The organism is Stenotrophomonas sp. STEN083 (genome assembly GCF_056759195.1).
This window is the reverse complement of the sequence record NZ_JBRRCU010000135.1, coordinates 1-209: the sequence shown is the minus strand read 5'-3', so window position 1 is coordinate 209 and position 209 is coordinate 1. Positions and strand designations below refer to the sequence as shown.

1 protein-coding gene is annotated in these 209 nt (G+C 68.4%); it reads left to right on the top strand.

Annotation, left to right across the window (positions count from 1 at the left end; all coding sequences use genetic code 11):
• On the top strand, positions 1-209 hold a 209-nt coding region (locus tag ACVOK8_RS19205; protein WP_481568210.1), incomplete at both ends, for a hypothetical protein.

Genomic DNA, 209 nt, shown 5'->3' with positions numbered 1-209 from the left:
AGCGGGTGAAGTGGTCAACACCGCCACGGCGACCGCCGTGCCGCCGGGTACGATCACCCCGCCGACCACGACCACGCCGCCGGTGACCACACCGACGCTGCCCACGCCGGTTGCCAGCTTCACCGTGGCCAAGCATGCGGCCGTGGCCGACAGCAATGGCAACACCGTGCTCGGTGATGCCGGTGACGTGATCACCTACACCTTTACGG